Here is a 13,062-nt window from a genome sequence, read left to right as displayed (position 1 = left end):
ACGGGATCAACTCGGCCTTCGGTCGCCCAGTACGTGCCACCAGACAACCCTACGCATCTGAACAGAATTCCTGACTCAGAAGACTAGGCCGTGTTTTAGGTCGGAGCTCCGGTCCATGTCTCGTGCCGTGATGATCTCCGTGTGGCGCGTGGGGATCTTTCTGATGAGCAGTGGTCGGTGCTGGAGTCGTTGCTGCCTGCGGCCGGTGTGAGTCGCAGGTGGCCGGGGCGGAGACGGCTGGTGGATGGGGTGCGCTGGCGGGTGCGGACCGGTGTTCCGTGGCGTGACCTGCCGCGTGAGTACGGGCCCTGGCAGACCGTGTACGGGCTGTTCCGGCGCTGGCAGCGGCAGGGGGTGTGGGCGAGGCTGCTGACGCTGTTACAGACCCGGGCCGACGCGGCCGGGCTGATCACCTGGGAGGTCAACGTCGACTCCACGATCTGCCGGGCCCACCAGCACGCGGCCGGCGCCCGCCGGGACGGCGCAGGGCAGAAGGAGCCGCCTGGTGGTATCACCACCGAGCCCGACGACCACGGGCTGGGCCGGTCAAGGGGTGGGTTCACCACGAAGATCCACCTGGCCTGCGAGCAGGGTCAAAAGCCGTTGTCGCTCCTCATCACCGCGGGGCACCGGCACGACAGCCCGCAGTTCCAGCCGGTCCTGGAGGCCATACGGGTGCCTCGGATCGGTCCTGGCCGGCCGCGATCCCGGCCGGAAAAGGTCCGGGCGGACAAGGCCTACGGCTCCCGCGTGAACCGCGCCTACCTGCGCGGACGAGGCATCGGGTGCACGATCCCGGAGAAGGCCGATCAAGTTCGCAACCGCAAGAAGCGTGGTTCGCAAGGCGGCCGACCGCCGAAGTTCGACAAGATCGACTACCGCGAGCGGCATGCGGTCGAGTGCGGGATCAGCCGTCTCAAGCAGCACCGGGCCGTGGCCACCCGGTTCGACAAGCTCGCGGTTCGCTACGAGGCGACGGTTCACATCGCGGCGATCCACCAGTGGCTGTGAGCCGCCGGGCGGCCCGGTGGCCGTGCCATGCTGGCCACCGGCACTTCGAGCAGCACACGCATAAGGAGGTCTCGTGGCCGCCGACTACTACTGCGCGGACAGCGAGAACGGCGACCACATCGACGACCCGTCCGAAGACGCCCTGTTCGACCTGATCAGCGACCTCAACGGCACGGACAACACCTTCCTCGTCATCCAGCCCGACGAGGACGATCCCGCCTGGTTCGCATCCGTCGCCGTCCTGGAAACAGGCGGCTACGAGATCGTCCGGCGTGACACCGGCCGCCGCGAGCACGACGTCACCGTCGAGACCAGCATCAGCCACATCGCGGGCGACCTCACCAAATGGCTGGCCAGCCGCGCTACCTAAAACACGGCCTAGTCCCACAGCTCCCTGCTCCTGTCCGGCAGCTTCTCCGTCCACGGCTTGCCTGCCCGGCCTCGGACACGGCGTCGGGGGGTCTGACAAGCAGCTGATCGGAGCTCTCTCCACGGCCTGAGCCTGGCCGGGGCGGCGCCTTGGCCTCTGTACCGCTGGGCTTGTCGGCCTTGCCCCCCGCTGATCGGTCCGGTTGCGGAACAACCCTGCCGCGTCGCTGACGTGCTGCTGGCTACCGCACTTCATCGGTTCTGCCATGACGTGGCCCCGCTCCATGCGCGATGGGTCCATGGAGCTCGGGGTCAGCGCTCTGTGGCAGGGGTTCGCTGGTAGATGTCGGGGATGCCGTCGTGGTCCTCGTCGCGCTCCTCCTCTTCGTACAGCCGCCGGTAGATGCCGTTGCGGCGTCTGACAAGGAGGGCGGCCAGCCCTGCGGCCAGGAGGGAACCGATCAGGACAGCGGCCTTGACGCGTTCGGCCATGGCCGGATCGGGGAAGGCCAGCTCGCCGATCAGCAGTGCCACGGTGAAGCCGATGCCGGCGAGTACCGCCAGGGCCAGGACGTCGGCCCAGGCGAGGTCGGGGTTCAGTCTGGCGCGGGTGAAGCGGGCGGCGAAGTAGGTGCCGGCGAAGATGCCCAGGGTCTTTCCGACGACCAGGCCGAGGACCACGCCGAGCGGCTCGGGCCGGGTGAAGACCTCCGCCAGGGCCGCGCCCGAGATGCCGACCCCGGCAGCGAAGAGCGCGAAGAGCGGGACCACCACTCCGGCCGACACCGGGTGGATCAGGTGGGAGGTGCGCTCGGCCGGGGAGGCGGTCTCGTCCTTGTCGCGGGTGGTACGCAGGAGCAGGCCCATCGCCACGCCCGCCACGGTGGCGTGCACGCCGCTGGTGTACATGAGCGCCCATGTGACGATGCCGAGAGGGACGTACCACCACCAGCCGTGCACCCGGAAGCGCTGGAGAAGGTGGAAGACGGTCAGGCAGGCGACCGCTGCACCGAGGGCGGCAAAGTTCAGGTCGCTGGTGAAGAAGACCGCGATGACGAGGATCGCGCCCAGGTCGTCGACGACGGCGAGCGTGAGCAGGAAGGCGCGCAGCGCGGCCGGCAGGTGGGTGCTCAGGACCGCGAGGACGGCGAGCGCGAAGGCGATGTCGGTGGCCATCGGCACGGCCCAGCCCTCCATGCTGCCTCCGCCGGCCGATGCGGTCGCGGCGTACAGCGCGGCGGGGACGGCCATGCCGCAGATCGCTGCGATGACCGGAAGGGCCGCCGTGGCCGGAGTGCGCAGCTCGCCGACCACGAGTTCGCGCTTCAGCTCGATACCCGCGACGAGGAAGAAGACGGTGAGCAGCCCGTCGGCCGTCCAGTGCCCGACGGAGAGGTCCAGGCCGAGGGCCGGTATGCCGAAGTGGGCGTCGCGTATCTGTTCGTAGGCCCCGCCCCATGGGGTGTTGGCCCACACCAGCGCGACGACAGCGGCCGCGAGGAGGACCAGACCGCCGACCGTCTCGGTCCTGAGGGCCTGGATCACCGCGTTGCGCTCCGGCAGCGGCAGGAGACCGAGGAAGAGCGAACGTCCGCGAGGAGCGGCAGCCATCAGGGAAAGACCTCCGGAGCATCGGCTTCAGGGCACACCGGCCCAAGACGCCGACCAGACTTCCCGGCACACCGCGCGCCGACTGCAACCGCTTCAAGGCGGGACGTTGACGCGTTCCTCACACCCTAACCGCCGCCCCGCCATGCCACCAGACCCGGTCTGACCTGGGCGGACGACGGACAAGGCAGGGGAACGGGCCCGTGCACACCAAGGCGCGAGGTGTGTACGGGCCCGTTCAGGAGCCGGGCCGCGGGGGCGGTCAGACGGTGGTCTTCACCGACTCCTGGTCTTCGGCGTCCTCGGTGTTCTCACCGGCGTTGCGGGCGCGGACGAACTCGAGGAAGGAGTTCAGTTCGCGCTTGACGACCGGGGCGAGGAGGTACAGGCCGATGATGTTGATGACGGCCAGCATGAAGAGCACCGCGTCGGCCATGTCGATCAGCGTCTGCAGCGTCAGCAGGGAGCCCGCGACCGCGAACAGCGTGTACAGGACCTTGAAGGTCACCTCGCTGGTGCGGCTGCGGCCGAAGAGGTGGGTCCAGGCCTTGAGGCAGTAGTAGCCCCACGTCAGCACGGTGGAGATGGCGAACAGCAGGACCGCGACGGTGAGGATGTACGGGAACCAGGGCAGGACGGTGGCGAAGGCGTCGGAGGTGATCGTGACGCCGCCGATGGACTCGCCGGCGCGGGCCTCGGCCCAGCTGGCCGGGTTGGCGATGACGATGGTGAGCGCGGTCATCGTGCAGATGATGACGGTGTCGATGAACGGCTCCAGCAGGGCGACCAGGCCCTCGCTGGCGGGGTGCTTGGTCTTGACGGCGGAGTGCGCGATCGGGGCGGAACCCAGACCGGCCTCGTTGGAGAACGCCGCCCGCTTGAAACCGATGATCAGGGCGCCGAGGACACCGCCGGCGACACCTTCGGGGTTGAACGCGCCCTCGACGATCGTGCCGATCGCGGCCGGCACGGCGGTGACGTTGACCAGGATGACGACCAGGCAGGCCGCGATGTAGATGCCTGCCATGGCGGGCACGAGCCTGCTGGTGACGTTGGCGATGGAGCGGATGCCGCCCAGCAGCACGATGCCGACGAGTGCGGCGACCAGGATGCCGAACAGTACGGCGCCGGCGGAGGAGCCCAGCAGGCCGTCGTCGCCGCCGGTGACCGAGACGAGCTGCGCGTAGGACTGATTGACCTGGAAGAGGTTGCCGCCGAAGAGGCCGAAGAACAGCACGAAGGTGGAGGCCAGGATCGCGAGGACCTTGCCGAGGGTCCTGCCGTTCTTGCCGAAGCGGTCGGCCAGGCCCTTGGGCAGGTAGTGCATCGGGCCGCCGGAGACGGTGCCGTCGGCGTGCACCTCGCGGTACTTCACGCCGAGGGTGACCTCGACGAACTTGGTGGCCATGCCGAGCAGGCCGCACAGGATCATCCAGAAGGTGGCGCCGGGGCCGCCGATGGAGACGGCGACGGCCACACCGGCGATGTTGCCCAGGCCGACGGTGCCGGAGACGGCGGCGGTCAGTGCCTGGAAGTGGTTGACCTCGCCGGCCGACCCCTTCTCGTCGTACTTCCCGCGCACCACGTCGATGGCCAGTTTGAACTTGCGGACCTGGACCAGCCCGAACTAAGCGGTGAAGACCAGGCCGGCGACGACGAGCCAGGCGACGATGAGGGGCAGTTCCGTACCGGCGATGGGCACGGAGTAGAAGACGACCTCCCCGAGCCAGCTGGCTATGGGCTCGAAGAATCCGCTGACGGCTTCGTCGACGGATGTCGTGAGGGAGTCGAGTGACACGGTGGTTACCTCGATGGCGCAGTTCCGGCGCACCGAAGTGGCCGGAAAGGTGTGCGGTCTTTGAGCGAACGCCGTTGTCCGATCGGCGACCCTGGGATTACGTTCCGCGGACTCGGAGCGTGCTCACCCTGGTCGTGCTGCTGGTGATGCCGGCTGCTCCGCAGTGCGGCGTGGGGTGGTGCCACCTGCGGAGTTGCGCAGTTCTACCACGCCTTTACATAACTTTTAGTGATGCACATCACATAACTGTCGGTGACCTGCGGAAGTCGAGGGAACTGATACCTCACCGTTATCCGGACACCCTGATCCGTTCAGTGGGCATCTGTCTGTCGGCGCACCGCACGCCGCTGCCCTCGCGGAGCCCGGTCGCAGATCCCGATCCGGCCAGTCCAGCAGACGCGCACCGACGAACGCCGTCCGCAGTGTGGGGCGGTCCACGGGACGGCCGGCGTCGGCACCGGTCGGATGGTGGATTTGCTTCAGTCGGCAGGTCGTCGCCTGCATGCTCAGCGGCAGTCGTCGGGCGGCTTCCGCGGCCACCCAGCCGGAGCCGAAGCGGGCGGTGAGGGTGTCGAGTAACGGCCGCGCGCCTCCGCGGCCCTGCCGCAGCGGCTCCAGAACGGTCCGCACAAGGTCGGCCGTAGCCTGGCGGACGCGGGTGAGCACCGGACGGACCAGCAGGTCGGCAACGCGCAGAACCGGATCTTCCAGGTCCATACGCTCGGCCAGGTCCAAAGCCTGAACGCCTCCTCGCAGGAGTGAACGCCGCAGCCGACGCCCGGCTGTGCCCGGCCGATACCCCCGGCTCGAGGAACATCTCGTCGTCCAGGCGTGGTCCGCGCCGTACTCCGGTCCGCCGTCGGCGTGGTCACGGGCCCGCAGGCCGGGCGGCGCGCCTGGCGGCCTCGTAGACCCGCTCGGTGCCCCGCCGGACCGGGACAGCGACTGGATTGCCGTCATCGAGCAGTTCCTGACCCGCGCGGTCGATGCCGGGCACGCTGAAAGTCGCGCCGGGCACGCCCGGGCCGCATGCGTGTTGCCCAGCGAGTCGAGTTGCAACTTCCCCGACCGGGCCCCCGAGGCACAGACAGCCCGGCTGCCCGAGCATGAAGCGGCAGGCGCACTGCGCCTGCCGGCGGCCGCCGCCCGCACCACCCCGGCTCACCGGTGCTGCGCCCGGCCCGGGCGGTGACATCGGTGAACTCCGACGGCGGCCCCTCACCCACATTCAGCAGTCACCGGCCGTGCCGCACGCACAACTGCTGCCGCGACGGCCGATACACCCACACCGGCCCGTTCCGCGCTCTACGCAGGGCTGCGCAGGGCCGGCAGCCCAAGACCACCGGCTCCCGCTGCGATCCGCCCAGCAGCCACCGCACCCGCCTCACCCTGCCCGCCCCTGGTCCGCCCGTGCTCAGCGAGTGCCTGGGGCCCGGTCACCCAGGACGGCAGCGCCCGCGCCGGATTTCCGGCCGATACCCGGCACCAGTCGGCCGGCTGCACCTGCGCCACCGCGTCGAGCGGCGCCTCGCCGCCCGGACGCGACCCGGAGGGACGTGACGCCCGGCCTCCAGCTCGTAGAAGGTCGCGTCGACCGACGGCGCGGACAGCCGGTCCGCGGCCGCCAGGTCATTCTCCGAGGCGACGCTGACGTACAGCTCGGCGGCTGTCTCCGGCAACTTCTCCGCGAACGCCGCCTCGGAAGTCCAGGTCCGGGGACGGCGAGGGCGGCGGCCGGATCGAGGAGTTCCTCCCGGTGCCGGTCGAGCCTGCGATTGCAGGGCCGGATGACCGGGCACAGCCGGGAGTTGAGCCGGCGGGCGGCCAGCGCGACATGGACGGCGGTCTCCTCGTCATGCACGAGCGTCAGCGCGGCGGCCTCGCGCACGCCCACCTCGGCCAGGGCGGCTTCGTCGAGCACTGCGTCCCCGACGATGCCAACCGAGTCGGTGACGCCGGAGCCGGTTGGCTCCTCCATGCGGTCCACGGCGGCCTGTGTCCGGCCGAGCAGCGCGCGGCGCTCGTCCTGCCCGTGGCGTCGGGCCGCCGCGAGGGCGGTACGACGAGAGTGACCCGTTCCCGGCACACCGGGGCGAGTCCGGCGGTCGGCCGCTTGGCGAGCGCGTCGTCCCCGCACAAGGGCGTGTGCGCCCCCGAGGATCACTCCGAAGACCGTCATGAGCACCACGCCGGAACCCCGTTCGGCGAGGTTTCTCCGCCTTCTTCCGTCAGATCGCCGACCGGACTCCGGCACATCGCCGGGGACGGCACCGGGGTGTCTCCCGGTGCTCCAGGGCGTCGCCGGGGACCGGGCCGCCGACTGCCCGACTGCCCGACTGCCCGACTGCCCGACTGTGCGGGTGCGGCATCAAAGCCGCGTAAAGATTGCCGGAATCAGGCAATGCCTGGCCCGGTGTCCCGATGTGACGATGCGTGCACCAGCGGGGGAGGGCAAGGAGAGGCGGTGTGCGCGGATGGCCTGGTTTCTGGGGCTCGGCATTGCGGGGGTCGTCCTCCTTGCCCTGTCGTTCGTCCTCGACGGCGTGCTGGAGGGGCTGTTCGACGGGATCTCCGTCGTGGACGGCCTGCTCGATGGGCTGCTGTCGCTGCCGGTGATCGCCGGATTCCTGTCCATGCTCGGTTTCTCCGGGGCGATCGTCATGGGGACGACCGGGCTGGATGCGGCGGGAGCCACGGTGATCGGGGTGCCGGCTGGTGTCCTCACCGGCTGGTCCGCCTACCGCCTCAGCCGGGCGCTGATGCGTGACTCCTCCGGTACCGCCCCGCGTGACGACGACCTGATCGGCGCGTCCGGCTCGGTGGTGACAGCGATTCCCGCCGGCGGCTATGGCGAGGTGCTGGTGCGCCGGGCAGGGCAGCCGGTGAAGCTCTCGGCGAAGAGCCCGGTTGCCGTGGCCCGGGGAGCCGAAGTCTGGGTCGAGCAGACGCTGTCGCAGTCGGCGGTGTCCGTCCGGCCGGTCGAGCGCTGACCCGGCGCACGCAGCCACTCCCTTCCCGGCATCACTTCCGCGGTGCCGATCCACCCGTACACATCCTTCACCGATTGCCGTCCTCAGGGAGGGCTGAGGGGACAACACCATGAGTTCTGTCGTCATCGCGGTGGGAGGAGTCGTCGTACTCCTCGTGCTGATCGCGCTGGTCGTCGTCAGCCGGTACAAGGTGGCCGGTCCGAGCGAGGCGTTCATCGTCACCGGGCGGCGCGGCAAGCAAGCCACCGATCCGGAGACCGGCCGGGTGTTCACGGACAACAGCGGCCAGAAGGTCGTGGTCGGCGGTGGTGTGTTCGTCGTGCCGTTCGTCCAGCAGAAGTTCACCCTCGACCTGTCCTCGCGGCACATCCCGGTCGCGGTGCGCGGCGCGGTCACCCTGCGCGGGGTGAAGGCCAACCTGGAGGGCGTCGCGATCGTCAAGGTGGGCGGCACCGAGGACGCCATCCGCGCCGCCGCCCAGCGGTTCCTGATGCAGCAGGACGGGATCGTCGGCTTCACTCAGGAGGTGCTGTCCGGCGCGCTGCGCGCGATCGTGGGCCGCATGGCGGTGGAGGACATCATCCGCGACCGGGCCGCGTTCGCCGGGCAGGTCGCCGAGGAGGCGGAGGCGAGCCTGTCGGGGCAGGGCCTGGTGCTGGACGCCTTCCAGATCCAGGACATCACCACCGAGGGCTCCTACCTGGAGGACCTCGGCCGGCCCGAAGCCGCCCGCGCCAAGCAGGAGGCCGACATCGCCGAGGCCGAGGCGCGGCGGGCAGCCGAGCAGGCCCGGCTCAAGGCCGAGGAGGAGATCGCCGTCGCGCAGCGGACCCTGTATCTGAGGCAGGCCGAGATCAAGGCCGAGACCGACCAGGCTGCCGCCCGCGCGAACGCCGCCGGCCCGCTGGCCGAGGCCGCCCGGCAGCAGGACATCCTCGCCGAGCAGGAGAAGGTCGCCGAGCGGCAGGCCGCGCTGACCGACCGCCAGCTCGACACCCAGGTCCGCAAGCCGGCCGACGCCCAGCGCTACGCCGCCGAACAGGAGGCCGAGGCCAGGCGGGTCTCCCGTGTCAAGCAGGCGGAGGCCGAGCGGCTGGCGGAGATCGCCGCCGCGCAGGCGGAGGCCGAGCGGTCCCGGCTCACGGGTGAGGGCGAGAAGCAGCGCCGTAGTGCGCTGGCTGAGGCGGAGGCCATCGAGGGCCTGAAGCAGGGTGAGGCCGAGCGCTCCCGGCGCGCGGCCATCGCGGAGGCGGTCCGGCTGGAGGGCGACGCCGAAGCCGCCGCGATCGGTGCCAAGGGTGCGGCGGAGGCCGAGGCGATGCAGAAGAAGGCCGACGCATTCGCCCAGTACGGCGAGGCCGCCGTGCTGCAGATGCTGATCGAGGTGCTGCCGCAGGTGGTCGCGAAGGCATCCGAGCCGCTCAGCGCCGTCGACAAGATGACGGTCATCTCCACCGACGGGGCGAGCCAGTTGTCCCGTACGGTCGCCGACAACGTCGCCCAGGGCATGGAACTGCTCAGCTCCACCACCGGGGTCGACCTGGCCGAGTTGCTGAAGGGCGTCACCCGGCGCAACGGCGGCGTCCAGCCCGAGACCACGCCGGCCGCCGGGGCCGACGGAAAGATTCCGATCGGCTGACGTCAGGAAGAACGGCGCAGGGGCCCGCGCGGCATCCGCCGCCGGGCCTCTGACCGGCGCGGGTGCCCTCCTCGGGCGTTCCCGGCGTGACACCTTCGCCAGCCAGCGGACGTACAGGGAGAGGACGGTGGCCCGTATGCCCGGAGTGCACTCCGGCACGCGCAGGACGACCGCCCTTGCGCTCCCGGCGACCGCACGCGCTGTCGCAGGCCATCGTCGACGGGCCTGGTGCCGGGTCGGTATCGGGATCACCGCCGTCATCTCCGGGCCGGCCGTAGGACCGGGCGCGGACGAGGCCGGCATCCGCGGGCTGACCGCACTCGCCAGGTTCGGTGTCAGGCGGGGCCCCGTCGCCACCGCTGTGGCAGTGGCTGCGCTTGCTCGTGCCCGGCGTACGGGGCGTGCCGTGGCGGCCCATGCGTGGACGGCCTGCGGCGCGGTTGCCGTCCCGGCCGGCCCGGGCCCGCCGCGCGTGGTGCTGCGCGATCCGGTGACGGACACCCTGATCCCGTTGTCCGTCCGCTCGATGGCGCCGCGCTGCCACCCGGCCGATCCCGGCCCCGGTGGTGTGCTGTGGTGGGCCGGAGACCCCCGCACCGGCGGGGTCATCACCCCGCCGGGCGGGGAGCACCTGCTCCGGGTACACCCCACACAGCCGCGGCGCCGACGCCGCCACGACGTGGAAAGCGCCGTACGGCGCGGGTTGTTGAACAGGCCCACACCACCGCGGCCCGTCGTCGGCGAGGATCCGGGCAGGGAACAGGACTTGGATCTTTCGTACGCGGCACTGGCCCGAGCCGCCCACCACCTCGCTCGTTCCCGCGCCGACGGACCTGGTGAGCACAGAGGGCCGGACGTCCGTGCCGTGCCCTGGTGGCGGGTACGGGTGCTGCTGAAAATCTCGCGCGTGCGGCCTGCCGCTGCCAACGCGTCGTTCGCCGGGTCGATGCTGCTGCTGTGGTGGCTGTGGGGGAGTTCGGGAACTGCATCCCGCTGCTTGCCGGTGCCCTCTCGGCGTGCAACGCCTTCCGGTTGGCTTGGCCGGCCCTGCGGGCGGTGCCTGTGGTGAAGGTGTTGCACCGTGCTGCCCGAGCCCCCGTTCTCGTCTCCAGACGCCATGTCGTCCTCCCGGGCCTTGACGACGGACCGGTCCTCGTCCTGTTCTCCGCCCACGGCGGCCTGGACGACGTGCCGGAGGGCTGCATCGAGGTCAACCCGCCCGGCGGCCCCGGACGCCCGTGGAAGGGCATGCCGTCGCCGGTCGGATCCCTGGAACTGCGGGGCCGTCCGGACGACGCGCCCACGGTCGTCCCCTTGGCCGGCGGTCGCCCGCTGTGGCCCCGGCGTCCGTACGAGCGCCTTGACCCCGACGACCCGCAGGACCGGGACTACCTTGCTGCCCTGACAGGCCAGGGGCAGCCATGACACGCGGGTCGCATGCGGTGGCCTTCGAAGCGAGGCGGCCGGAAGTCTGTCACTCTGGTCCGCCGCGTGTGCGAGGACGTCGGCAGGAAATGTGCATCCGGGAGGACGCGTGGCACGGTCGGCAATACCCGACGAATACCTGGAGGGGTACGCCCGGATCCTGGCCGACGTCTGCGCCACCGGGCGCCGCCTGACCCGGGACGAGCTGGAGTCCTTGCGCGCTCAGGGCGAGCACGCCGCGGAAGCGGGCCTGGGGCTGCGTTCCCTGGTCCGCCGGCATCTGTCCGCGGCCCGCGAGCTCTCTCCCACCCTGTCCTCCGCGGGCGTCGACCGCGTACTCGCCACCGTCGAGCAGGCGGTCGACGCCTTCGCCGAAGGACACGAACGGGCACAGAAGCTCGCCGTACGTCAGGAGGAGGCCGCGCGCCGGGAGTTCATCGACGACCTGCTCTACGGCCGCAGCGACCTGGGCCGCCTGGCCGAGCGGGCCGAACGGTTCGGTCTGCTCCTCTCCCGCGCCCACGCAGTCGCCGTCGCCCAGGGTGCCACGCCGGTCGACGACACCCATCCGGCGACCCGGCACGTGGAGGGCGCGTTGGTCGCCCGTTTCGGCGAGCGCCGGATCCTGCTCACCACCAAGGACGGCCGGCTGATCTGCATCGCGCCCGGCGGACAGGACGACGTCCTGTCGTTCTTCGCGAAACAGGCGCACGCGGCCACCGACGGGGGCCGGGTCGCCATCGGCCGCGCCCACCCCGGCGCCGGCGGAGTCGTCCACTCCTACGAGGAGGCCCTCAACGCCCTCGACCTGGCGAACCGCCTGGAGCTGGAAGAGCCCGTGCTGCACGCCGCCGACCTGCTTGTCTACCCGGTCCTCACCCGCGACCGGCAAGCCATGGCCGACCTCGTGCGCAGCGCCCTCGGCCCGCTCCAGGCGGCACGCGGCGGTGCCCAGCCCCTCCTCGACACCCTCACCGCGTACTTCGACTCCGGGTGTGTGGCGGCCGAGGCGGCCCGCCGCCTGCGCCTCAGCGTGCGGGCCCTGACCTACCGCCTGGAACGCATCCACAAGCTCACCGGCACCAACCCGGCCGACCCCGTCCACCGCTACACCCTTCAGACCGCCGTCATCGGCGCCCGGCTGCTGGGCTGGCCCGACACCGAGGTCTGACCCCGCACCGCCCCGCTGCCACGGCGGTCACTCAACGCGTGCTTCGTTCCGCGGTGACAACGGCCTCGATCAGGCCCGGGAACCGGCGGTCCAGGTCCTCCTTGCGGAGGCGCATGTACAGCCTGTTGCCGGCGTCGCGCTGACAGACCAGACCGGCCTCACGAAGGACCCGCCAGTGATGGGTACGGCTCGACTTGCCGACCGGCAGGTCGAAGGAGGCGCAGAGCCGCTCCTCATCGGGCCGTGCGGCAAGTTCGGCGATGACCCGGCGCCGGTTGTCGTCGGCGAGTGCCAGAAGGATCGGCCCCACCTCCAGGTCGTCCGCATCAGGGTGTGGCAGTTCGCTCGGTGCCATCGCTCCGCCTCTCGACAAGGTACGACAGGTGACGTACCTTCGGTGAGGTACGCCGCTAGGCGTACCTTACCGCTGGAGGGGTCATGTCCACATCCGTGTCATCCCGGCGTCGAGCCCTGTCACGCATCCACTCACTGCTGCGAAGACTCCTGCTGGTCGAACACTCTCCCTTCGCCGTCTTCTGACCGGCTGATGCCTGCCCACTCTCAGGAGCCGCCTGTCGCTCCGCCGACCGACGTCGCAGCCGTCGCGTAGCCCCATGTGGCGTCCCCGCTGCCGTCTTCGGGCCGCTCGACGAGGAGGGGCAGCCCGTTCGCGTCCGACAGGAGCCAGGACGTGGGCGGTATGAGAGCGGTGCGGGTGACATCGACCAGACCGGCATCTCGCCCAGGCGGCGCGGCAGGGCCTCGTGCAGGCGGCTCCAGAGGCCGGCGCTGGACCAGATCGGGAACCGGCGGTGGGCGGCCGACTTCGAGATGCCGGAGCACGGCGGCAACGCGCGCCAGGCGCACCCGGACACCAGGGCATGGATGATCGCGGCGAACAGCGTCTCATCAGGCGTGTCCTGCGTTCCGCCGCTCTGCGGCCGCACCCTCGACGGCGGGATCGGCGGCTTCGCGATCCCCCACAGCCCGTCCGGAACAATCCAACTCCACGTACCCCGCCCCATGCCGAGTTCGACGACACCTCGCCGCA

8 protein-coding genes and 3 pseudogenes are annotated in these 13,062 nt (G+C 70.9%); 6 read left to right on the top strand and 5 right to left on the bottom strand.

The window, feature by feature from the left end:
• The first annotated feature begins 141 nt into the window (after window positions 1-141).
• Both ACIF8T_RS23165 and ACIF8T_RS23160 read left to right on the top strand, forming a co-directional pair.
• On the top strand, window positions 142-1,011 hold the full coding sequence (locus tag ACIF8T_RS23165) for an IS5 family transposase (protein ID WP_400037929.1): 870 nt from the start codon (window positions 142-144) through the stop codon (window positions 1,009-1,011).
• 73 nt (window positions 1,012-1,084) lie between these two features.
• Entirely contained in the window at window positions 1,085-1,381 is a 297-nt protein-coding gene (locus ACIF8T_RS23160) for a hypothetical protein (RefSeq protein WP_400037927.1), read from the top strand.
• A 311-nt stretch (window positions 1,382-1,692) separates the two neighbouring features.
• Here ACIF8T_RS23160 and nhaA read toward each other — a convergent pair whose 3' ends face one another.
• The 3 genes and pseudogenes from nhaA to ACIF8T_RS23145 form a co-directional block, all read right to left on the bottom strand.
• Complete coding sequence (gene nhaA / locus ACIF8T_RS23155) at window positions 1,693-2,991, bottom strand: Na+/H+ antiporter NhaA (protein ID WP_400037925.1); 1,299 nt, start codon at window positions 2,989-2,991, stop codon at window positions 1,693-1,695.
• A 259-nt stretch (window positions 2,992-3,250) separates the two neighbouring features.
• A pseudogene (locus ACIF8T_RS23150) lies at window positions 3,251-4,786 on the bottom strand (alanine/glycine:cation symporter family protein).
• Between the two features lie 369 nt (window positions 4,787-5,155).
• Window positions 5,156-5,583, bottom strand: a pseudogene (locus ACIF8T_RS23145) (PucR family transcriptional regulator); the annotation flags it as partial.
• A 1,677-nt stretch (window positions 5,584-7,260) separates the two neighbouring features.
• On the opposite strand from ACIF8T_RS23145, the gene ACIF8T_RS23140 reads away from it, so the two are divergent.
• The 4 genes from ACIF8T_RS23140 (at window position 7,261) to ACIF8T_RS23125 (ending at window position 12,011) form a co-directional block, all read left to right on the top strand.
• Window positions 7,261-7,776 carry a hypothetical protein gene (locus tag ACIF8T_RS23140; protein ID WP_400037923.1) on the top strand — a complete coding sequence of 172 codons (516 nt, stop codon included), beginning with the start codon at window positions 7,261-7,263 and terminating at the stop codon, window positions 7,774-7,776.
• A gap of 109 nt (window positions 7,777-7,885) precedes the next feature.
• Window positions 7,886-9,415, top strand: coding sequence for a flotillin family protein (locus tag ACIF8T_RS23135; protein ID WP_400037921.1), 1,530 nt, complete (start codon window positions 7,886-7,888; stop codon window positions 9,413-9,415).
• Between the two features lie 1,074 nt (window positions 9,416-10,489).
• Window positions 10,490-10,840: a hypothetical protein gene (locus tag ACIF8T_RS23130; protein WP_400037919.1), complete on the top strand. Its 351-nt coding sequence runs from the start codon at window positions 10,490-10,492 to the stop codon at window positions 10,838-10,840.
• Window positions 10,841-10,949: 109 nt separating this feature from the next.
• Window positions 10,950-12,011, top strand: a complete 1,062-nt coding sequence (locus ACIF8T_RS23125; RefSeq protein ID WP_400037917.1) for a PucR family transcriptional regulator — start codon at window positions 10,950-10,952, stop codon at window positions 12,009-12,011.
• Window positions 12,012-12,042: 31 nt separating this feature from the next.
• On the opposite strand, the gene ACIF8T_RS23120 is transcribed toward ACIF8T_RS23125, so the two are convergent.
• Window positions 12,043-12,366: an ArsR/SmtB family transcription factor gene (locus ACIF8T_RS23120; protein ID WP_400037915.1), complete on the bottom strand. Its 324-nt coding sequence runs from the start codon at window positions 12,364-12,366 to the stop codon at window positions 12,043-12,045.
• A gap of 300 nt (window positions 12,367-12,666) precedes the next feature.
• A pseudogene (locus ACIF8T_RS23115) lies at window positions 12,667-13,036 on the bottom strand (transposase); the annotation flags it as partial.
• Window positions 13,037-13,062: the final 26 nt, after the last annotated feature.

Origin of the sequence: Streptomyces sp. NPDC085946, assembly GCF_044540485.1 — a bacterium.
In the GTDB taxonomy this organism is placed as follows: domain Bacteria; phylum Actinomycetota; class Actinomycetes; order Streptomycetales; family Streptomycetaceae; genus Streptomyces.
Note: the sequence above shows the minus strand (reverse complement) of the source record. Positions and strands in the feature narration are given on the sequence as shown.